Consider the following 20,910-nt stretch of genomic DNA (forward strand, 5'->3'; position numbering starts at 1 on the left):
AAACCCGCGCTGTTGCGAAGACACAACATCACGCCAGTCCGATTTTCCAGAAACATGTTTAACAAGCCGATAATCCCGGGCGAATGTTTTGCCGCCAAACCGCAATAAAAAGCTGATTTCCACGTGGCCCATTAAACACGTGGCCGATTAAAAAAGGCGACCCGTCTGATGCGGGTCGCCTGATATCGTGTGTTTGGATGTAACCGGTTACGCGACGGCTCGTCAGATTACGCCGACGGTTCGTCTTCCGGGGTTTCGGTTGCCACCAGCTGCCAGTTCGGATCATTGTTTTGCGTATTGCGCGCAAACGTCCAAAGGTCTTCGGCTTCAACCACCTGATTGGGATCGCCCGAAACAACGTCGCCTTCGGCATTGCGAATGACCGAGACTTCTTCGGAAACAAATTTGACCGTCACATACGCCGTACGCTCTTCAAAGCTGGCATCATGGATCGTCGCACTTTTAATTCCGACCAGCGTCGTTTCCTCGTGCTCACCCTTTTCAGAGCGCGCATCGATCGCCGCAGAGAAATTCTTGTAAACCTCGGCCGACAGAAGCGGATTAAGCGCGTCCTTGTCGCCCTTGGCGAAATACTCAACAATCATTTCAAACGCCATGCGCGCGCCATTCAGGAAATCTTGCTGGGTAAAGCTCGGATCAGCCTTTTGAATTTTCTGCAACGTTGCGAACGTCCCAGATGGAACATCTGACTGCGCGTCTGCGTTTTCAGAATCCGGCAGGCGATAAACGTTATCGGTCTGCGGCGCAGCGCCATTCTGGGCGGTGCTGCCATTGTCTTCGTGCTTTTGACGGCCAAAGACATCGGACTGGTTCTGTTTTTCGTTGCCGGTACGACGGCCAAGAACACCGCGCAAACGCAGCACGAGAAAAACAGCGATCAGAGCGAAAAGAAAAATATCGAAATATTGCAAGATCCGGACTCTTGATCTTTGAGGTTTCAAAAAGGTCGCGTTTAACAAAACGACCGTGGACGAGAAATGGTATGAACCCAACCAAATGCAAGGGCAACCAATCATCACACCTTAAATGTGATCATCTTCACCCTCGAAGATGTCTGTTACGGGCAAACTGCCGTAATTTCGTCGCGTTATATATTTAATTGTTCGACAATTAGTTATCTACAGAGCATAGCAGATTAATCGGAAATAACTGAAATCCAAGTTGTTTTCTGTAATAATTATTCAGATGAACATGATCTGGCGGTGACATCCGCCGCAAATGTCGAACCAACAAGCGGGTCATTCCCCAAATATCGGAGCAATAATGGGCGTGTATTTTCTGGCCATCTTTGTCGCCATGCCGATCATCGAGATCGCCGTATTTATTCAGGCAGGCGAAGTCATCGGTCTGTGGCCGACCATTGGTGTGGTTATTCTGACCGCAATTCTTGGCACCACACTGATGCGTGCTCAGGGATTGCAAACGCTGGCCAAAGCACAAAGCCAGATGGATCAGGGTGAAATGCCCATCGGCGCGATGTTTGACGGGATTTGCATTCTGGTGGCCGGTGTGTTGCTCCTCACCCCGGGCTTTGTCACCGATACCATGGGCTTCCTGCTTCTGATCCCGCCGCTCCGTCAGGTTGTCGGCGCCAAACTGATCATGAAGCTGGTCCAGTCGGGCAATATCCGCACGAACTTTGGCGGCGGACCCGGTGGCGCTGGTGGCGCTGGTCATCCGGGCGGCTCAGGCCGCGCTGGCGGCGGTCAAAACTCCCGTCGTCCGGGCAGAGGACCGATCATTGATGGCGACTTCGAAGATGTCAGCCCCGATGATCACCCGTCCTCATCAGATCGCGACAAAAAGGACAGCAACGATCCCGATCAGGGTCCGCGCAATTTGCCCCCGCACAATTCATAAGAAAATCACAAGACCAATCCCATAACAGCATGTTGCCTGTCATTTCCGGGCCATCGCCCGGTTTTGACATGGCGGCATCGATGATTGCCCGGTAGAACCGCAGAACCGTGGGCTTTAGACGGCATCTGATTGGCTTGCCCGCATGGTTAAGACATGCTACCCCAGATCATCTGCCGCAGGGTTGCGGCGTCAGAAACAAGCATTTCAGCCGGTATTGTTCAATATCGAACGCCACATTTACACAAATTTGCGGTGTGCTCTGTCCTTCGGGCCTGAATGGCTTATTTCTGATCAAGACCGACTTTAATGGGAGCGAAACTTAATGGCCGAGAATACCACTGGTGCAGAGCAGGGCGGCGAAAAGAAGCCCGCGGCAAATCCGATTACGATCCATACCCAGTACATCAAGGATCTTTCGTTTGAAAATCCGAATGCACCGGAAAGCGTTGCCCTTCAGGAGCAGCCAAAAATCAACATCGATGTCGATGTCGAAGCCCGCACCACCCAGGATCAGAAGCTTCATGAAGTGACCCTTAAAATCAACGTCAAAGCCGACGTTGCCGATAAGGTCGCCTTCATTGCCGAACTTCAGTATGGTGCCGTTGTGACGCTCAATGTCGAAGAACAGCACCGCCTGCCAGTTCTGATGATCGAAGTGCCGCGTCTTCTGTTCCCCTATGTGCGCAAAATCGTATCAGACCTGACCGCCGATGGTGGCTTCCCGCCACTGATGATGCAGCAGATTGATTTTGCTGATCTTTTCCGTAAGAAATTCGCCAAACAGATGGACGGCCAGCCTGCGGGCAATGCCTGATCCTCTATTTGGTACGATACCAAAACAAAGGCCGCCAATCTGGCGGCCTTTTTATTTTAATATCGTAATAAATAACCACTGCCGACCGAAAGTACCGGGTCCAAAAGTGTGATCAGAACGGACGTGCGATCACCATAAAGACGATGATAACCATCAGGATCGTCGGGACTTCGTTGAAAATCCTGAAGAATTTCTGGGATTTGGTATTGGCATCGGCCTCAAACGCCCGGCGATAGCGCGCCAGCATCATGTGCGATACCGTCATCAGAACCACACACAGCAATTTGACGTGGAACCAGCCTTCGGTCATCACACCGGCTGCATGGATCAAATAACCGCCAAAAATCCATGACGCGATCATCGCCGGATTCATGATGGCGCGCAACAAACGCCGTTCCATCACCTTGAATTTCTCACTGGCTTCCGAGCCGGGTGCAACTTCGCAGTGATAGACATAAAGACGCGGCAAATAAAGCAGCCCCGCCATCCAGGAAATAATGCTGATGACATGCAGGGATTTGATAACGCTGTAACTGTCCATCTCTCTCTTCTCTGAATGACGTTTGCGGGTGGGATGGTTGTCGTAATCTTCGGGATACCAAAACCATATCAGCAAACAGGCCGGTTCCTAAGCGGTAACCGGCCTTATTTTTAACGATGTCTGTGCTTATGCGCCGCCAGGTTGCTTGGCAACTGCACAGGAATGTTCGTCCGGGCACCACCAACCGCGCGTTTCAACCGTGTAATCATCCGATCCGTTTTGATCGAGTTCAACTTGCGTTTGTTTCACAACCGAAACCAACCCGTTAATGAACTTCGGATGTGAGCACACGGTGCGGACCCGTTCATAGATCGGCACGTTTTTCTCATGCGCCAGTTCGCCGTATTCGATATCAAGCTCAACCAGCGTTTCGGAATGCTCGGTGACAAAGGCAATCGGCACAATCACAAGCCCGACACCTTCTTTGCCGGCTCGCTCGATCTCGGTTTCGGTCGACGGACCAATCCATTCCATCGGCCCAACCCGGCTTTGATAGCAAACCTTCCAGTCGAGGCCCTCAATCGCGAGTTTCTCAACAACCGCGGCAGAGGTTTTTTCAATCTGCGACTGATAGGGATCACCGCGCTTGGTGATCACCGCCTTGGGCACACCATGGGCTGAGAACAACAACCGTGGAGCGGCAATACCAAGTTCTTTGGCCTTTGCCACCGCCGTATCATAACCGGTTTTGATCATCTCGGCCGAGGCATCGATAAAGCCCGGATTGGTCGGATAACAACACGCGGTTTTAATCGGCGCGCTTAGCCCCACCTTATGGCACGCCCGTTTCCAATCCTTGACCGACGATCCGCTGGTCGTGGTTGAAAACTGCGGATACAGCGGAAGCAGAATTTGTTCATCCGCGCCCCATGCCTTGACCTCGGCAGCCGTCTGATCGGCAAACGGCTTCCAATAGCGCATGGCAATGAAGCAGCGATTTTCGTACTTGGTATCACCCTCATCGGCATTCAACGCCGCCTGAAGGGCATCTGCCTGTTCCTGGGTCAATTCCAGAAGTGGTGATTTACCCCCGATATGGGCATAGATTTCCTGTGCGACCGGCGCGCGCCGATGCGAAATCAATTTGGCCAGCAAATATCGAAACGGGTTCGGCAGGCTGATAATCGCCGGGTCATTGAACAGATTGAACAAAAACGGCTCGACCGCTTCCGGGCTGTCCGGCCCACCGAGATTGAAAAGAACAATAGCGCGTTTCTTACGCGTCGTTTCGGACATTTGGCGTATCCTTCATGGCGTTTTGACCAGTTCCCGACAAACTGGAAATCTTGATCACTGGATAAACCCGTCCCGCTCCAAAGGCCTATTCTGGTCAAACAAGCCGCGGACGCAACGGAATTAACCCACTATACGCATTGAATTTTCCAATCGATTTGATTGATTTCAAAAATCACAAAATAAAACGCAGTTATTTCAGTCCATTCATCGCCGGACGGCTGAAATAACTGCGTGCAGGTCTTATTGGCTACGGATGAATTTCACCAACTTATCGACATTATCGGGCGAGGTTTCCGGGGTAATGCCGTGGCCAAGATTGAAAATAAACGGCCCGTTTTTCAACGTTTCAAGGATACGGCGCGTTTCATCAATCATCTCATCACCACCAGTGATCAAATACATCGGATCAAGGTTACCCTGCACCGGACCAAGCTTCTGAAGGTTTTCCGCGACCCATTTCAACGGCACACCACTATCAAGCCCAACCGCAGTCACACCTGTTTGTTGCTTGAAATCAATCATGTGCAATCCGGCACCACGCGGAAAGCCAATGATCGGCAAATCCGGATGAACGGCGCGCAAACTGGCGACAATCTTTTTGGTCGGCTCAATCACCCAGCGTTTAAAGCCGTTCTCCGACAAAACGCCACCCCAGGTTTCAAACAGCTGGATGCATTCCGCCCCGGCCTCAACCTGTTTGAGCAAATATTGCGTTGTCGCCTCAACCACAATATCAATCAGCTGGTCAAACCCTTTGGGATCGCCATAGGCAAACCGACGGATATTGGCAAAATCCTTACTGCCTTTGCCTTCGACCATATAGGTCGCCACGGTCCACGGACCTCCTGCGAACCCAATGAGGGCGGTATGGTCGGGAATGGCGTCAGAAAGCTTTGAAACGGTCTCATAGATGGGTCCAAGCGATGCATGAATGCCATCAATCGACAATCTGCCAAGGCCTGAAGCATCACGGATGGGCTCAAGCTGTGGGCCTTCACCCTGCTTGAAGGCCAAATGCTGTCCAAGTGCCTTCGGAATAACGAGGATATCGGAGAACAGAATTGCCGCATCGAAGTCATAGCGCCGAAGCGGCTGCAACGTGACTTCGCAGGCAAGATCAGGATTGTAGCAAAGATCAAGGAACGACCCTGCCTCGGCACGTGTCGCACGGTATTCCGGAAGATAGCGACCGGCTTGGCGCATCAGCCAGATGGGTGGCACCGGCAGTGTTTCACCATTCAGGGCACGCAAGAAAGTCTTATTCGAATTGGGCATCTGGTTTCCTGTTTCTCTGTCCCGATCGGTTTTTATCGCTGACCAAGGCCTGACCCCCGGGCTCAGTGCCCGTGGCTCAGATTTTGATCTTCTGACCCCGTTAATTTTGTCCTGTGGCCTTGGCCGGGACGTTTTCCACGTTCTGCCTACCAAACCCTTATTTAATTAAAAAGGATGTTGTTTGTAGGTGGATACCTGTGGATAACAGGGATTAAATTTAACGCACAGTTTATTCACAATTCGACTCGGGAAAAATGATCCATCTCAAGCGGTCTTGGGGAAAACTGGGGACGACTCCGAACGACTCCCAGACTCTGCCTTGGGATAAGCTCGTTTTGAAGAGTGGGGATAACGTGGATAAAGCTGGTTTTTGCCTCTTTATCCCTGCTATTACGGGAAAAAATAATCAGTTATCCCGCTCGGGACAGAGGGTATGAGAAACTTTGTATGACGGGGAGGATAAATCCTGTGGAAAAAATGGACCCGGAGTCGCACCCGTTATCCACATTAATCCACAGGGGCGACTCCGTACCCCTAACTCCGGGTTGGACGAATATGCCTTATCCATCCGTCTAGTGATCGAAATATCGAACACCTAAAATAAAGAGTGCAAAAATCGCTTGGGCGGCAAAAAGTGGATAACTACGTGCTTGCATCGCTAAAAATCGCCAAAAGACGGATGGGCCATGGCCGAAACAGATAAAATTTTCCATCTTCATCTGGTTTCCGATTCCACCGGCGAAACGGTTGACGGGGTGGCACGGGCCTGTATTGCCCAGTTTCCTGATGTCCGGGCCCATGAACATGTCTGGTCGCTGATCAGAACCGACGCCCAGCTGGCGCGCGTCTTGGCCGATATTGAACGCAATCCGGGCATTGTCCTTTACACCGTGTTTGACAGCGAAATCCGCCGCAAACTCGAAGAAGGCTGTCGCCGTTTACAAGTTCCGCACAGCCACGTCCTTGATAATACCGTGACCATGATGGCCGGTTATTTGGGGCAGCAATCACGCGGCCGCACGGGCGCACTTCATAAAATGGACGAGGAATATTTCAGCCGGATCGAGGCCATTGATTACACCCTGTCGCATGATGACGGGCAGTCTGGCTGGGATCTGGAAGAAGCCGATGTGGTGATTGTTGGTGTTTCGCGCACGTCAAAAACCCCGACCTCGGTCTATCTGGCCAATCGCGGCATCAAAACCGCCAATATTCCGTTTGTGCCGGGCTGTCCGCTGCCGCCCGATCTTGATCAGCTTAAAAAGCCGCTGATTGTTGGTTTGATCAAGGATGTCGATCAGCTGGTGTCGATCCGCAAAAACCGCCTGCGCCAAATCGACCGCGGCGAGGGCGGGGATTATGTCGACCCGGTTGCCGTGCGTGATGAAGTCCATCAGGCGCGGCGCTATTTTACCGATCGCAGTTGGAAGATTATCAATGTAACCCGCCGCTCCATCGAAGAAACGGCTGCCATGATCATGGCGACCATGTATGACCGGCGCGGTCATTAGAAAACCTGCTTTGATCCGAAACTCTATATCCGGACACTCTATATAGAGTGACGCAAAATTCTTGAATTTGGGAAGTACCGCATGAACCACCGCCTCATTCTGGCCTCCAGCAGCAAAACCCGCCACGCCATGCTTAAAAATGCCGGGGTCGATTGCGATGCCATTGCCTCGATGATTGACGAGGAAGGCTATAAACAATCAATGAAGGCCGAGGGTGCCAATGCGGCGCAAGCCGCCGAAACACTGGCGGAAATGAAGGCGCTGCGCATGTATCGCCAGCAACCCGACGGCATTGTGATTGCCGCCGATCAGATGCTCGAATGCAATGGCATCTGGTTTGATAAGCCCAAAGACCGCGACAATACCCGCGCACAGCTTCTGGCCCTGCGCGGTAAAACCCATCAATTGGTCTCAGCCGCTGTTATATATAAAGAAGGCTCACGCATATGGGGCACGATTGATACCGCCCATCTGACCATGCGCAATTTCACCGAAGAATGGCTTGATTGGTATCTTGATGCCGCGGGCGAGGACATCTTTGACTGTGTCGGCGGTTATCAGCTTGAAGGCATCGGTGCCCAGCTGTTTACCGAGGTGCGCGGTGATTACTTTACCGTTCTGGGCTTGCCCCTCTTGCCCCTGATCGGTTTTTTGCGTGATCATGGTGTTCTGAAAGCTTAATAATAGCAGTGGCATAGAATAAAAAACCATCAGGCAGGAACACCATCGTCATGACATCACGCATTCCTTATCGCACCCTTTCGGGCAATTCGCGTCTGGCCGGTGTCATGGGCTGGCCCGTCTCGCATTCCAAATCGCCGCGTTTGCATGGCTACTGGCTGGCGAAATACGGTATTGATGGCAGCTATATGCCGCTGCCGGTTGAGCCGAAAAACTTTCAGGCCGCGCTGAATTCCCTGCGCAATCTTGGGTTTTCCGGGGTTAATGTCACCATTCCGCAAAAGGAAATGGCGATGCCTGAATGTGATGAATTGTCTGAACGTGCCCGGCGCATCGGGGCGGTCAATACCGTCACCTTTGCCAAGGATGGCCGGATGCTGGGCGATAACACCGACGGGTTCGGTTTTATCGAAAACCTGCGTCAGGAAGCCCCCGATATCGCATTTTGTTCCGGCCCGGCGGTGGTGCTGGGGGCAGGTGGGGCGTCGCGGGCGGTTTTGGTTGCCCTGCTTGATGAAGGCAGCCCGGAAATCCGCATTGCCAACCGGACCCGCAAACGGGCTGATGATTTGGCCGCGGAAATCAACGATCCGCGCATTACCGTGATCGATTGGCCGGTCGCGCCGACCGCATTGGAAAACGCATCACTTGTCGTCAATACCACAAGCCTTGGCATGGTCGGCCAACCCGCCCTTGAAATTGATCTGACAGGATTGCCGCAATCCGCCCTTGTCACTGATATTGTCTATGCACCGCTGATGACCGATTTGCTGATGCAGGCCAAAAAACGCGGTAACCCGATTGTCGATGGTCTGGGCATGTTGCTGCATCAGGCCCGGCCAGGCTTCCATCGCTGGTTTGGAATTGATCCTGAAGTGACACAAGAACTGCGCGACTTTGTCTTATCGCCTGATTAAGCATTCAAGAGTAATCTTATTATGATAATAATGGGACTTACCGGGTCCATCGGGATGGGAAAATCAACCGCGGCCGGGATGTTTCGCTATCTCGGTGTGCCGGTCCATGACGCCGATGCCACCAGCCATGATTTGATGGCACCAAAAGGTGCGGCTTTTGATCTGATTGCCCAAGCTTTTCCGGGTATCATCCGCAATGGCCGGATTGACCGAAAGCTCCTCAGCAAAAAGGCCTTTGCCGATCCGGGTGTTTTGCGCACCCTGGAAAAAATCCTTCATCCCTTGATCCGGGCAGCCGAAATCCGGTTCTTGCATCAACAACGATCCCTTGGCCGCCACCTTGTGGTGCTTGATATCCCGCTTCTGTTTGAAACCGGTGGGCAAAACCGCTGTGATAGTGTTGCGGTGGTATCCGCCCCGGCATTCATTCAACGCCAACGTGTCATGCGTCGAGAAGGGATGACGCCGAGCAAATTTTCCGCCATCCTGTCAAAACAGATGCCTGATTTTGAAAAACGACAGCGCGCTGATTTTATCATCCCGACAGGGCTGGGGCGTGCCGTGACGTTTGACCATATTTGCGGAATTTGTGCCCAATTTTTGTGACCCTCTATGACCCTCTATGACCCTCGGACCCTGATACATGCGTGAAATCGTCCTCGATACTGAAACCACCGGTCTTGACCCGTATTCCGACCATCGTTTGGTGGAAATTGGCTGTATCGAACTGATCAATCACATGCCCACCGGGCGTCAGTATCACCAATATATCAACCCGCAACGCCCGATGCCCAAAGAAGCCTTCGACGTGCACGGGCTTGGCGATGATTTCCTGAAAGACCAGCCGGTCTTTGCCGAGGTTGCCGATGATTTCATCGAATTTATTGGCGATGATTCGGTTCTGGTCATTCACAATGCGCCCTTTGATATGAAGTTCCTCAATGCGGAACTTGGCTGGTTGAACAAACCCAAAATTCCCATGGAGCGCGCCCTTGATACCGTGCAAATGGCGCGCAAAAAATTCCCGGGCTCCCCGGTCAGCCTTGATGCGCTGTGTCGACGGTTCAAGATTGATAACTCCAACCGGACCCTGCACGGCGCCCTGCTTGATTCCGATCTTCTGGCGGTGGTCTATCTTGAACTTCTCGGCGGGCGTCAGCACGGCCTGTCGCTTGATCCCAATGCACGCGGCGATGATGACGACGGCGCGGAACGCGTTCTGGGGCCAAAGGAAAACCGTCTGGAACCACGCCCGCACGTGATCAGTGACACTGAGCTTGCCGCCCACAAGGCCTATATCGAAAGCAAGGTTATCGATGCGGTGTGGCTAAAAACAAAAGAGGCGTGATGTGATTAATCGCTTTTCACGGTGGGCAATTCGGTCGAACGGATGGTGTTGGTATCGTGTGAAGGCTGTTTTTACGTCTCTGTGTGTTCTGGCGATTTTAAATCCAGCCATCGCCACTGCTGAAGACGATCCGCTGGGCAATCCCGTGTCGGGGTTTGACGGAACCTATAAAATCCATCTGTCTGAAAACCCCAAAGTCAGATCATCGGGCCGTCCCGAACCTGGTTATTTTGACAGTCTTGTCACTGAAGTTTTCAAAAAGGCCGGAATCCCGAGCCAGCTGGTCGCGCAAGTCCCGTGGAAACGGGTGATGGAACTGGCAACCAAAGACGCTGGTCACGTCATTTATCCCACCACACGCACAGAATCGCGCGAAGATGCCTTTAACTGGGTTGGCCCGATCAGCCGGACAATCTGGAACTTATACGGGATTTCGACCAAAAACTGGGGCGAACTGGGGTTTGAACGGGTGTTAAGCGAAGCCCGGATCGGTGTGTTGTTGGGATCGGCCCGCGAAGGATATCTGCAGCAACGCGGTGCGGCGCAATTGATCTTGGTCCCGCGTGAAGAATTACTGTTGCCGATGTTGCTGGCCGATCGGGTCGATCTGATTGCCATCGGCGGCAATATTTTGCGTCATTATATTGACGCCATCGACATCAGTGATACGCCCGGAAAACTGCCAAAAATTGATGGGGCATTGGCCTATCGCAGTTGTTATCTCTATGCCGCCGTCAGTGGTGATGTGCCAGACCGCGATATTCAAAAACTGCAACAGCAGCTTGATGATTTCAAACGCGATGGATTTTTTGTTGAAAACCGCCGCAATCACGGCCTGTCGACCAATCAGTCAGGGTCGTTCCTAAGTGCCATGCTCGATCTTGATAATAACGGTGTCAGCTGTGTCGATCTGAACGGCGATGGCGACGACGACTAGACCGCCAATTTGGGTGCGTTTTGTTTGACTAAAAATCTTCAAACAGGCGTGGCATCAGCACGCGAAAGGCTTTATGCCTTTGCAAACTGATACCGGGTCTGAGGCGGTTTTCAATTCAAACCCCTTGGTCTAACGGCTTCTTATCCTGTGACAGGCAGCGTATTTTCTTGAAAACCATGGGGTTTTTGCGGGAAAATTGCGCCGGGCACAGGAATTGGCACAGGAATTGGCACAGGAATGGGCACAGCAATGGGCCGCAGCAGAGCGCACTAAGGTTAATCGATCTGGTCCGATGACACAGAAAAAGACGCAGAAACGACGCCGTGCCGTCAATGAAGAGGAAAAGGCCCTGTGGGAGGTCTTTACCCGTGACGTCAAACCCTTGCGCACTAAAAAGCGCAAAGGCGGAGATGCCGTGTTTGATCCTGATGACGACGGCCATATGAGCGATACCGCCATCCCATTGCCCGACAGTCTTGCCGACAACCTGCAAAAATCCGAAGAAAACCGTGCTGTGCGCAATTTGCCCTCGGCGCGCAATGCCGATCGGGGCCCGCAGGTCAAAAACCGTAAGCTCGAAGATCTTAAACCCGGTGTGACCGACGGGATTGACCGCTCCACCGCCAATAAGTTCCAAAAAGGCAAAATGAGCATCGATGGCCGCATCGATCTGCATGGCATGACCCAGGAAGTCGCCCACAATGCGCTCAATTCCTTTATCGAAGACAGCTGGCGGGCGGGAAAACGCTGTGTGCTGGTGATCACCGGTAAGGGATCGCGCCCCGATGAATATGGCCGCACCGGGCTTTTGCGGTCGCGCACCCCGCAATGGCTGAGCGCCCCGCGCCTGCGCACCCGCATTCTTGCCATTCATCAGGCCCAGATTCAGCACGGCGGGGCCGGGGCCTTTTATGTTTTGTTGAAACGGAGACGCCCGTGACACCTTTTGGCAACCGCATCAGGGAATTACGGGCCCGCAACGATGTCACCCTGACCGATATGGCAAGCGCATTGCAGCTCTCACCGGCTTATTTGTCAGCCCTTGAACATGGCCATCGCGGTCGGCCCAGCCCCGGTCTGGTGCAGCAGATTTGCGGCTATTTCAATCTGGTCTGGGATGAGGTTGACGATATCAAACGTCTGGCCCAGCTTTCGCACCCGAAAATCACCGTCGATACCGCCGGGCTGGAACCCGAAGCCACCGAACTTGCCAATCTTTTGTCTGAACGGATCGCAGGATTAAGTGACGATCAGTTGTCGCGCATGCTCGACATTGTCCGCGAACGACCATCCTAAGGGCTTTAGGGCAGGGAAACTCAAACCGATCCGATGCTGGACCAAATGCCGGACAAATTTACTGTTCTGGTTGAGGCATTTTGACACGTTTTATGACCCTAAAACCGCAAGTTGGTTACAGAATCGTGTTTTTTGTGCATCAGAGGCACTAAAATAGCGACATTGCGCGAAACACGGTTTGACTATTGTGATTATCGCGGTTATCAATCGGGGGTGTTTCGATCCAGAAACATGAAAAAACCCTGCCTTTATGCAACTACAAGGTTTCGAACCGTCCGCACGCCCCAGCATTTGCCTGAGTGCCTTGCCCGACGGTCAACCGCACATCCTATCCTATCCCATTGACGTCTTCGCCCTTCCGGCAACCACAGATCATTAAACGCACATATGCATCTTCAAGACCTTAAAAAGAAATCACCGACCGAGCTGCTTGCTCTGTCCGATGAACTTGAAATCGAAAATGCCAGCACACTCCGTAAACAGGAGTTGATGTTCGCCATTCTCAAACAGTTGGCCGAGAACGACCACGCCATTTTTGGTCTGGGTGTTCTTGAAGTGCTGCCGGATGGCTTTGGCTTTTTGCGGAGTCCCGAGGCAAACTACCTTGCCGGACCCGACGATATTTACGTCTCCCCCAGTCAGGTGCGCCGCTTTAGCCTGCGTACCGGTGACACGGTGGAAGGCCAGATCCGCTCGCCCAAAGAAGGCGAACGGTATTTTGCGCTGCTCAAAGTCGACAAGGTCAACTTTGACGCGCCCGAAAAAGTCCGTCAGCGCGTTAACTTTGATAACCTGACCCCGCTGTATCCTGACGAGCCGCTCAAGATGGAGCGGACCATCGATCAGGAAGGCAACAAGGACACCACCAACCGGGTGATCGAACTTGTTGCCCCGCTTGGTAAAGGTCAGCGTGCCCTGATCGTGGCACCGCCCCGGACCGGTAAGACCGTGATGCTGCAAAATATTGCGCACGCGATCGAGGAAAACCATCCCGAGGCCTATCTGATCGTTCTTCTGATTGATGAACGCCCAGAAGAAGTCACCGACATGGACCGCTCGGTCAAAGGTGAAGTCATCAGCTCAACCTTCGACGAACCGGCACAGCGCCACGTTCAGGTCACCGAAATGGTGCTTGAAAAGGCCAAACGCCTCGTCGAGCACAAGCATGATGTCGTCATCCTGCTCGATTCCATTACCCGTCTGGCGCGTGCGTATAACACCGTCGTGCCAAGCTCGGGCAAGGTGCTGACCGGGGGTGTTGATGCCAACGCGCTGCAACGTCCAAAACGCTTCTTTGGTGCGGCCCGTAACATCGAAGAAGGCGGCTCGCTGACCATCATCGCGACCGCCCTGATCGATACCGGCTCGCGCATGGATGAGGTCATCTTTGAAGAATTCAAAGGGACCGGTAACTCCGAGCTTATCCTGGATCGTAAACTGTCTGACAAACGTATCTTCCCGTCGATTGATATCCTTAAATCGGGTACCCGTAAGGAAGAACTGCTGGTCGACAAATCGGTTCTGTCGAAAATGTGGGTTCTGCGCCGTATCCTCAACCCGATGGGGCCACAGGACGCGATGGAATTCCTTTTGGGCAAGCTCAAAACAACCAAAAGCAACGACGATTTCTTCGATTCCATGAACGGCTAGGCCAACCCTTTGGTTCTAAACCGTTATGTGACAATCATCTGATGATTAAACGGGGCCTTTCGGGGCCCCGTTTTTTTGTTGCCTGACGCGTATGATGGTCATTGTTTCACATGAAACAGTATGGCTTGAATTCTGCTGTCCCGCGATCATACTGCTATCTAGGCTGAGGACGTGGGAGTTAACGGATGAATGGTGTCGAAATTGCCACGGTCATGTTTGGTATTGCGCTGACGCAGATATCGCCGGGGCCGAACATGATGGCGGTGTCTTCGGCTGCGCTGTCAGGTGGGCGGCGGCCCGGTTTGCTGAGTGCGGCGGGCATTGCGACGGGCGTGTTCATATGGTCGGTGCTGTTTGCCTTTGGCATCGGTGCCGTCATTGATGCTTTCCCGCAAACATTGACCGCGATGAAACTGCTTGGCGGCGCCTATTTTCTGTATCTTGCCCTGAAATCCTTGCGGGCCTGCCTGAAACACAGAAATGGCCTGCAACAAGGGTTTTCTGCCGGTCAAACCGCGCAGCGGTCGGGTCTTGATGCCTATCGCACTGGACTTCTGGTGGTGTTGACCAATCCCAAGGCAGCACTGATGTGGGTGGCGGTATCGATGTTTCTGGCCACGACACATGGGGCGCACGCCGCATTGGTTCTGATTGGGGGGATGGCGGCGATGTCGGCACTGGTGATTTATGGCACCTATGCCGTGCTGTTTTCGACCGGCGTTGCCGTTCGGGCCTATCAGCGGTTTTTCCGAACAATTGATGGCCTGTTCGGTGCGGTTTTCGGGGTGATTGGCGGACGTCTTTTGATCGATGGCCTGCGCGATTTGCGCAATTAGGGTCAGATCCTCCTCGACAGGATTTACATCAGCACCAGTGTCACCTCGGCCCCATATCCGTCCAGCCGTTGCTGCTCGACCATCGCGTCGCCGGGATCGATGCTGAGTTTACCATCGCCCAGACGAATGCCAATATGGTGCGGGCCGTAACACAGGGTAATCGCCAGCTCATCACTGGTTTCAAGGGTGCAGGTCGCGCTGTCCCCACCGGCTAAATGATGGGGCGGGGCACTGTCCCAACCGGTTTGGGGCGCCAGACTGGTCAGACTAAGTGCCTGTTTGGCATTGCCATTGCGCAAGGTCAATTTCAGCTGCATGGCATGGGACATGGTGGGCCTCCTTGGTCGGGACGTTGGTGAACCGGGGCATAATCCCTATGTAGGAATTGATTTTCCGATGCGATAGGGGATCAATGCTTGAAACCCGCCAACAGCCATGTGATTCTGATGGTCTTCATTCACGACGGTTGCGAGCTTGATGCAGCTTTTACTCAAATCAGTTGATTTTGCCGCCCGCGCGCACCGCGATCAGCGGCGCAAAGGCCCGGCAGAAGAACCCTATATCAACCACCCGATTGAGGTTTCGCGCCTGATTGTCGAATGCGAACCACATACGCACGAAGACATCCTCTGTGCCGCCATCCTGCATGACGTGATCGAGGATTGCGGCGCGACCCGCGATGAAATTGCCGCCTGTTTCAATGATACGGTCGCCGATATCGTGTTGGAAGTCAGCGATGACAAGGCCTTGCCGCGTGATGAGCGTAAAGCACAGCAGATCGAAACCGCCCCCGACCTGACCGAGGCGGCCAAACTGGTCCGCCTTGCCGATAAGGTCGCCAATGTCGGGGCGATGTTGACCGACACCCCGATTGGCTGGGACGAAGACCAAATCCTTGCCTATGTCACTTGGGCCGAGGCGGTTGTCGCCCCATGCCGTGTGGTCAGTGACAATCTGTCAGAACGCTTTGACGCGATTGCGCGCGATGTCCGGGCCTTCCACACCCCCGAAGAACAACAAAAGGCAGAAGCCGGGGTTTAATCCAGCCTCTGCCTTTATTTAAATCTAAGATTATATATCTGATCTTAGATAATAATTTTATACTGTAAGGACAATCGATCCGTTGGTTTTACGGCCTTCAAGATCATCATGCGCCTGCTTGGCATCTGCCAACGGATAGGTCGCTGTAATGTCGATTTTGACCGCGCCGGATTTCAGCACATCAAACAGATCATTGGCCGTGGCCAGCAATTCTTCGCGGGTCGCGGTATAGTGGAAGATGCTGGGTCGGGTCAGGAAATAGGCACCGGGAGCCAGCGCCTTGATCGGCACGGGCGGGACAGGCCCGGATGACTGACCAAAAGTAACCATCATGCCCAGCCGTTTCAGGCATTTAAGCGAATCATCGAATGTGTCTTTCCCGACCGAATCGTAAACAACTTCAACGCCTTGGCCCTTGGTGATTTCCATCACCCGTTCGGACACCACTTCATCGCGGTACAGGATCGGGTAATCGCAACCCTTTGCCTTGGCAATCTCGGCCTTTTCGGGCGATCCAACCGTGCCAATCACGGTCGCACCCAGATGCTTGGCCCACTGACAGACAATCTGGCCAACACCGCCTGCGGCGGCATGGATCAAAATGGTGTCGCCCTTTTTAACGGTGTAGGTCCGGCGCAAAAGGTATTGTGCGGTCATGCCCTGGAGCATGGCGGCTGCGGCCAGTTCGAAACTGACATCATCGGGGATTTTGACCAGCCCCTTGGCCGGCATGACGCGGGCCTCGGCATAGGCACCAAGCGGCTGCGCGGCATAGGCCACCCGATCCCCAACCGAAAGGTCCGTAACCCCGGCACCAACCGCCTCAATCACGCCAGCCCCCTCAAGCCCAAGCCCGGATGGCAGGGACGGGGCCGGATACACACCGGAGCGGAAATAAATATCGATATAGTTCAGGCCAACGGCCTTTTGCGCCAGGCGGACTTCACCTTCGCCCGGTGCGCCAACCTCGACGTCTTCAAAGCGCAGCACATCACTGCCGCCGGTTTCATAAAAGCGGAATGCTTTGGTCATTTAAGACCTCCCGTTATTTGTTCGCGTTCTGTGAACGTCTGTTGCGTCAATGGCAGGAGTGTAGGTCAGAACTTGGTGTTTTGCAGCAGGGGATTACGCCGAACTGTTGTGCAGTGATGCAGACGACAACGGGCGCGCGCCGGACGACTGAAAATGTCGGTGGCTTCTTGCGGGCTCCTGACTCATCCTGTCATGAGCTTCTGCTAAGCTTCCTTGCAACGGGTTTTGCTCTTGATGAGCAGAAGCTTATGTATTTTCGGGCGTAATTTGGTCTTTAACGGGGAGTTTTATGATGTCTGTGATCAGTCACATCACATTGGGAACAAACGATAAATCGCGTTCTAAAGCCTTTTATGACGCCGCTCTGGGGGCCATCGGCTTTAAACGCGTGCCCAAGCCCGCTGAAAAGCCTCTGGCGTATGACCGTAATGGGCAAATGCCGACCATTTATATCTATACGCCCGAGGATGGCCGCCCGGCGACTTGGGGCAATGGCACCCATGTCGCCTTTACCGCCGACACCCGCCAACAGGTCGATGCCTTCCACGCCGCCGCCATGCAAAATGGTGGCATGGATGAAGGCCAACCGGGCTTGCGCAGCCATTATGGCCCGAACTACTACGCGGCCTATGTCCGTGATCCCGATGGCAATAAATTACAGGCGGTCTGTTACGCCAGCGGTGACACCGCATAAAGTACCGGCATCTGCGCAACGATTAGGCGGTAGCGGATTAAAGATCAAAACTACCCTGATCATCGCCAAGCGGAAGGTCGACACCTTCGATCTTTAAAAGTGCCCGCTTGGTTTCAAGTCCGCCATCTCCGGAATAACCACCCGGCTTGTCGCCCGATGCCAGAACCCGGTGGCAGGGAATGATGATCGGGATCGGGTTGAGCCCGCAGGCGGTGCCAACCGATTGAAATGCCTTGGGCGATCCGGCGGCGGTGGCAAGGTCCTTATAGGTCGCGGTTGACCCGGCCGGTATTTTGCGCATGGCGTCCCAGACCGCCTTTTGGAAATCGGTGCCATCCGGGGCAAGCGGCAGATCAAAATCGCCGCGTTTTCCTGCAAAATAATCCGCAAGCTGCGCTTTGGCGTCTTCAAGAACCGGGCTTGTTTCCATCTCTTCGACAAAACCCCAGTCGAGTGCGACGATCACACCGTCAAATTCAAAGATGGTCAGCGGGCCAACCGGGCTGTTGATCGAAATCTGGGGCATGGTCTGTCGTGATCCTGTTAAAGACGGGCAGGGGCATGTGCGGCGGTGGCGCATACCCTCTTGCCCGTCAAAGCCGTGTATAAGTGCCTTATGCCGCCTTGGCCGGTAGGTCGGCAAGCAATTTGGTAAGGTCATCAGGTGTCGTCACCGGGGCGGAGCACACCGGCCCCTGACAGACATAGGCGGTTTCCTTGCCATCAATCGCGGTTTTGCCAGATGCCGGGTGACCTGCGGGCAGGGTATCGGTTTCTGACAGGATGGTAATCGCCCGGTTGGGCAGATAGGCGGCAAAGATCGCACGGCGCATCTCAAGATAAATCTGGCTGCGGTCCTTGGCAATCAGGACAATTTGCACCGGGTTTTGCAGCATTTCCGCGGCCAGAAGCAATCCCGGCATATTGGGGAACTGTTCGGTCAAACGCCCGCCAAAGGCCGAAAGCGTGATTTCCGTGCGGTCGCGATAGGTCGTATTCCCGGTCAGCGCAAAAAGCTTGGCCAAATTCTGCGCCATAATCGCATTGCCCGACGGGACTGCGTTATCCATATGCGGTTTCTGACGGACAATCAGGTCCGTGGCATCCGATGCCGACTGAAAATAGCCGCCTTTGGCATCGGCAAACAGGGTTTCGACAGTTTCTGACCATGCAACCGCCTCACGCAGATAGGCATCCTCGCCAAAGCATTCAAACAGGCGCAAAGCAGCCCGGATCATATGGGCGTAGTCTTCTAGCATCCCGGTATGCTGGGCTTTGCCGTCGCGGTAACTGTGCAGGAACCGGTCATTTTTCATCAGGGTATTGGTGACGAAATTATAGGCCAGCTTGGCGTAATCCAGCCAATCGGCGCGCTTGAACGTCATGGCGGCTTCGGCCATGGCGGCAATTGTCATCGCGTTCCAGTCGGTCAGAGCCTTGTCATCCCAGCCCGGACGGATGCGCTTGGCGCGTTCGCTCAGCAATATTTGGCGCAGGTCCGCCAGTTTTTCCTCGGTCGCCTCATCGGCAAGGCCCAAGCCCGACTGGGTGCGGTTAAGGATGGTATTGCCTTCCCAGTTGCCGTCTTTTGACACGTCATAGAATTTCTTGAACAACGCGGCATCATCGCCCAGAAGCGCGTCAATTTCGGCCTCTGTCCAGACATAGAACTTGCCTTCGACCCCTTCGCTGTCGGCATCAAGGCTGGCGGTAAAGGCGCCACCCGTGATGCGCATTTCGCGTAAGGTCCAGGTGATGGTTTCTTCCACGCGCCTTGCATACAGCGGATTGGCATCAATGCGCCAGACATCGCACAAAAGATCAATCAGCTGCGCATTGTCATAGAGCATCTTTTCAAAATGCGGCACCAGCCACTGGTCATCGACCGCATAGCGGGCAAATCCGCCGCCCAGATGGTCATAAATGCCGCCCTGACACATGCGATCAAGGCTGTGTTTGACGATGCGTTTAAGTTCATCATCGTCGCTGCGCACCCCGGTCCGCCAGATCAGCGACAATAGGCTGGGCTGCGGGAATTTCGGCGCACCGGTTGTGCCGCCATTTTTGGCATCCATGATCTGCAAACAGCCATGCCCGCAACGATCAATCATTTCCAAGCTCGGCACGGCACCATTGGCCCCGCTGTTCATTTTTTGAAGGGCTTGGGAAATCTGCGTGACGTTGTGGCGGATATCTTCGGGCTTTTCGGCATAAAGCTTGGCGATGGTTTTAAGGACCTCATCAAACCCCGGGCGGCCATAACGCGCGGTTTTGGGAAAATACGTTCCGCCCCAGAACGGCTCCCCATCGGGGGTCAAAAACATGGTCAGCGGCCAGCCGCCCTGTTGACCGAGTAACGCCAGCGCATTTTGATACACCGCATCCAGATCGGGGCGTTCTTCACGGTCAAGCTTGATGTTGACGAACAACTCATTCATCAGCCCGGCCATGCCGTCATCTTCGAAACTTTCATGGGCCATGACATGGCACCAGTGACACGCCGCATAGCCGACAGACAAAAGGATCGGCTTGTTGGCGGCCTTGGCAGCAGCCAGAACCTCCGTGCTCCAGGGTTGCCAGTGCACCGGGTTATCTGCGTGCTGGCGCAGATAGGGGCTGGTTTCTGATCCAAGATTGTTTGTCGCGAGATCCATGTCATTTCCTGTGCCGCCAATCGGGTGGCCGGCGTTTGGTGGGCAGGTGCGAATCATGTGGCGTTCATGATCCGTAACTCTTTGTTATGGTGTTTATCCTAAGGGTAGAACCATCATACTTAAAGGCCAACGGCGGTAATTCTTTGTCGGGTGACCCGATAAAGTGGTTTTTGCGGCGCGGATTTGCCGATTATGCCCGGTTATGCCCGATTATGATTGAGATGCCGCCGGGGCAAGTCATAATGATTGCGACCAGATAACAGAAAAGAACAAGGAGATCGGGGCGATGAAAGTAACCGTCGATATAGATTGCAGCCCGGAAGAACTGCGCACCTTCTTTGGCTTGCCAGATGTTCAGCCGATGCAACAGGCGATGATGAAAGAAATCGAAGACCGCATGAAAGCCAATCTTGCGGCGATGGACCCCGAAACCATGGTCAATACCTGGCTGCCTCAGGGCATGCAGAACTGGGATCAGATGCAAAAGGCGTTCTGGGGTCAGTTCAACGCCGCCGGACAAGCCGGGCAGGGCGGAAAACCGGGCAAAAAAAGCGATAAGGACTGAA

General features: G+C 53.7%; 23 protein-coding genes. 15 read left to right on the forward strand and 8 right to left on the reverse strand.

Annotated features, from left to right (window positions below; all coding sequences use genetic code 11):
• Positions 1-227: 227 nt before the first annotated feature.
• The gene (locus COO92_RS08710) at positions 228-932 is read right to left on the reverse strand and encodes a Tim44/TimA family putative adaptor protein (RefSeq protein ID WP_101301417.1); all 705 of its coding nucleotides are present in this window, start codon (positions 930-932) and stop codon (positions 228-230) included.
• Between the two features lie 352 nt (positions 933-1,284).
• On the opposite strand from COO92_RS08710, the gene COO92_RS08715 reads away from it, so the two are divergent.
• Together COO92_RS08715 and secB are read left to right on the forward strand one after the other, a co-directional pair.
• Complete coding sequence (locus COO92_RS08715) at positions 1,285-1,881, forward strand: FxsA family protein (RefSeq protein ID WP_101301419.1); 597 nt, start codon at positions 1,285-1,287, stop codon at positions 1,879-1,881.
• Between the two features lie 322 nt (positions 1,882-2,203).
• Positions 2,204-2,695, forward strand: coding sequence for a protein-export chaperone SecB (secB, locus tag COO92_RS08720; RefSeq protein ID WP_101301420.1), 492 nt, complete (start codon positions 2,204-2,206; stop codon positions 2,693-2,695).
• A gap of 112 nt (positions 2,696-2,807) precedes the next feature.
• On the opposite strand, the gene hemJ is transcribed toward secB, so the two are convergent.
• The 3 genes from hemJ to hemE form a co-directional block, all read right to left on the reverse strand.
• Positions 2,808-3,236, reverse strand: a complete 429-nt coding sequence (gene hemJ, locus COO92_RS08725) for a protoporphyrinogen oxidase HemJ (RefSeq protein ID WP_101301422.1) — start codon at positions 3,234-3,236, stop codon at positions 2,808-2,810.
• A gap of 126 nt (positions 3,237-3,362) precedes the next feature.
• On the reverse strand, positions 3,363-4,472 hold the full coding sequence (gene hemH, locus COO92_RS08730) for a ferrochelatase (protein WP_101301424.1): 1,110 nt from the start codon (positions 4,470-4,472) through the stop codon (positions 3,363-3,365).
• A 240-nt stretch (positions 4,473-4,712) separates the two neighbouring features.
• Entirely contained in the window at positions 4,713-5,747 is a 1,035-nt protein-coding gene (hemE, locus tag COO92_RS08735) for a uroporphyrinogen decarboxylase (RefSeq protein ID WP_101301426.1), read from the reverse strand.
• Between the two features lie 686 nt (positions 5,748-6,433).
• Here hemE and COO92_RS08740 point away from each other — a divergent pair.
• From COO92_RS08740 to COO92_RS08785, 10 genes are all read left to right on the forward strand, one after another.
• A complete protein-coding gene (locus COO92_RS08740; RefSeq protein ID WP_022733648.1) occupies positions 6,434-7,258 on the forward strand; it encodes a pyruvate, water dikinase regulatory protein in 825 nt (274 codons plus the stop codon).
• Between the two features lie 81 nt (positions 7,259-7,339).
• Positions 7,340-7,939, forward strand: a complete 600-nt coding sequence (locus tag COO92_RS08745; protein WP_101301428.1) for a Maf family protein — start codon at positions 7,340-7,342, stop codon at positions 7,937-7,939.
• 50 nt (positions 7,940-7,989) lie between these two features.
• Entirely contained in the window at positions 7,990-8,856 is an 867-nt protein-coding gene (locus COO92_RS08750) for a shikimate dehydrogenase (RefSeq protein ID WP_101301430.1), read from the forward strand.
• A 30-nt stretch (positions 8,857-8,886) separates the two neighbouring features.
• On the forward strand, positions 8,887-9,462 hold the full coding sequence (gene coaE / locus COO92_RS08755) for a dephospho-CoA kinase (protein ID WP_276307558.1): 576 nt from the start codon (positions 8,887-8,889) through the stop codon (positions 9,460-9,462).
• Positions 9,463-9,499: 37 nt separating this feature from the next.
• Positions 9,500-10,204 carry a DNA polymerase III subunit epsilon gene (gene dnaQ / locus COO92_RS08760; protein ID WP_101301434.1) on the forward strand — a complete coding sequence of 235 codons (705 nt, stop codon included), beginning with the start codon at positions 9,500-9,502 and terminating at the stop codon, positions 10,202-10,204.
• Positions 10,205-10,262: 58 nt separating this feature from the next.
• A complete protein-coding gene (locus COO92_RS08765; RefSeq protein WP_240626379.1) occupies positions 10,263-11,141 on the forward strand; it encodes a substrate-binding periplasmic protein in 879 nt (292 codons plus the stop codon).
• 214 nt (positions 11,142-11,355) lie between these two features.
• Positions 11,356-12,081: a Smr/MutS family protein gene (locus tag COO92_RS08770; protein ID WP_240626380.1), complete on the forward strand. Its 726-nt coding sequence runs from the start codon at positions 11,356-11,358 to the stop codon at positions 12,079-12,081.
• Complete coding sequence (locus COO92_RS08775) at positions 12,078-12,437, forward strand: helix-turn-helix domain-containing protein (protein ID WP_101301437.1); 360 nt, start codon at positions 12,078-12,080, stop codon at positions 12,435-12,437. The genes COO92_RS08770 and COO92_RS08775 overlap by 4 nt, the downstream gene beginning before the upstream one ends.
• A gap of 387 nt (positions 12,438-12,824) precedes the next feature.
• A complete protein-coding gene (gene rho / locus COO92_RS08780) occupies positions 12,825-14,087 on the forward strand; it encodes a transcription termination factor Rho (protein WP_101301439.1) in 1,263 nt (420 codons plus the stop codon).
• 185 nt (positions 14,088-14,272) lie between these two features.
• Positions 14,273-14,923, forward strand: coding sequence for a LysE family translocator (locus COO92_RS08785; RefSeq protein ID WP_101301440.1), 651 nt, complete (start codon positions 14,273-14,275; stop codon positions 14,921-14,923).
• Between the two features lie 23 nt (positions 14,924-14,946).
• On the opposite strand, the gene COO92_RS08790 is transcribed toward COO92_RS08785, so the two are convergent.
• Positions 14,947-15,252 carry a hypothetical protein gene (locus COO92_RS08790; RefSeq protein WP_101301442.1) on the reverse strand — a complete coding sequence of 102 codons (306 nt, stop codon included), beginning with the start codon at positions 15,250-15,252 and terminating at the stop codon, positions 14,947-14,949.
• A gap of 148 nt (positions 15,253-15,400) precedes the next feature.
• Here COO92_RS08790 and COO92_RS08795 point away from each other — a divergent pair, with 148 nt between their 5' ends.
• Positions 15,401-15,964, forward strand: coding sequence for an HD domain-containing protein (locus COO92_RS08795; RefSeq protein WP_028791745.1), 564 nt, complete (start codon positions 15,401-15,403; stop codon positions 15,962-15,964).
• Between the two features lie 57 nt (positions 15,965-16,021).
• On the opposite strand, the gene COO92_RS08800 is transcribed toward COO92_RS08795, so the two are convergent.
• On the reverse strand, positions 16,022-16,996 hold the full coding sequence (locus tag COO92_RS08800; protein WP_101301443.1) for a quinone oxidoreductase family protein: 975 nt from the start codon (positions 16,994-16,996) through the stop codon (positions 16,022-16,024).
• Positions 16,997-17,288: 292 nt separating this feature from the next.
• Between COO92_RS08800 and COO92_RS08805 the strand changes: the two genes are divergently transcribed.
• Entirely contained in the window at positions 17,289-17,690 is a 402-nt protein-coding gene (locus COO92_RS08805) for a VOC family protein (protein ID WP_101301764.1), read from the forward strand.
• 37 nt (positions 17,691-17,727) lie between these two features.
• Here COO92_RS08805 and COO92_RS08810 read toward each other — a convergent pair whose 3' ends face one another.
• Positions 17,728-18,216: a methylated-DNA--[protein]-cysteine S-methyltransferase gene (locus COO92_RS08810; RefSeq protein WP_101301445.1), complete on the reverse strand. Its 489-nt coding sequence runs from the start codon at positions 18,214-18,216 to the stop codon at positions 17,728-17,730.
• Positions 18,217-18,304: 88 nt separating this feature from the next.
• Entirely contained in the window at positions 18,305-20,344 is a 2,040-nt protein-coding gene (locus COO92_RS08815; protein WP_101301447.1) for a thioredoxin domain-containing protein, read from the reverse strand.
• Positions 20,345-20,630: 286 nt separating this feature from the next.
• Between COO92_RS08815 and COO92_RS08820 the strand changes: the two genes are divergently transcribed.
• Positions 20,631-20,909, forward strand: a complete 279-nt coding sequence (locus tag COO92_RS08820; RefSeq protein ID WP_101301449.1) for a DUF6489 family protein — start codon at positions 20,631-20,633, stop codon at positions 20,907-20,909.
• Position 20,910 lies beyond the last annotated feature (1 nt).

This window comes from Thalassospira lohafexi, assembly GCF_002844275.1.
Classification (GTDB): Bacteria; Pseudomonadota; Alphaproteobacteria; order Rhodospirillales; family Thalassospiraceae; genus Thalassospira; species Thalassospira lohafexi.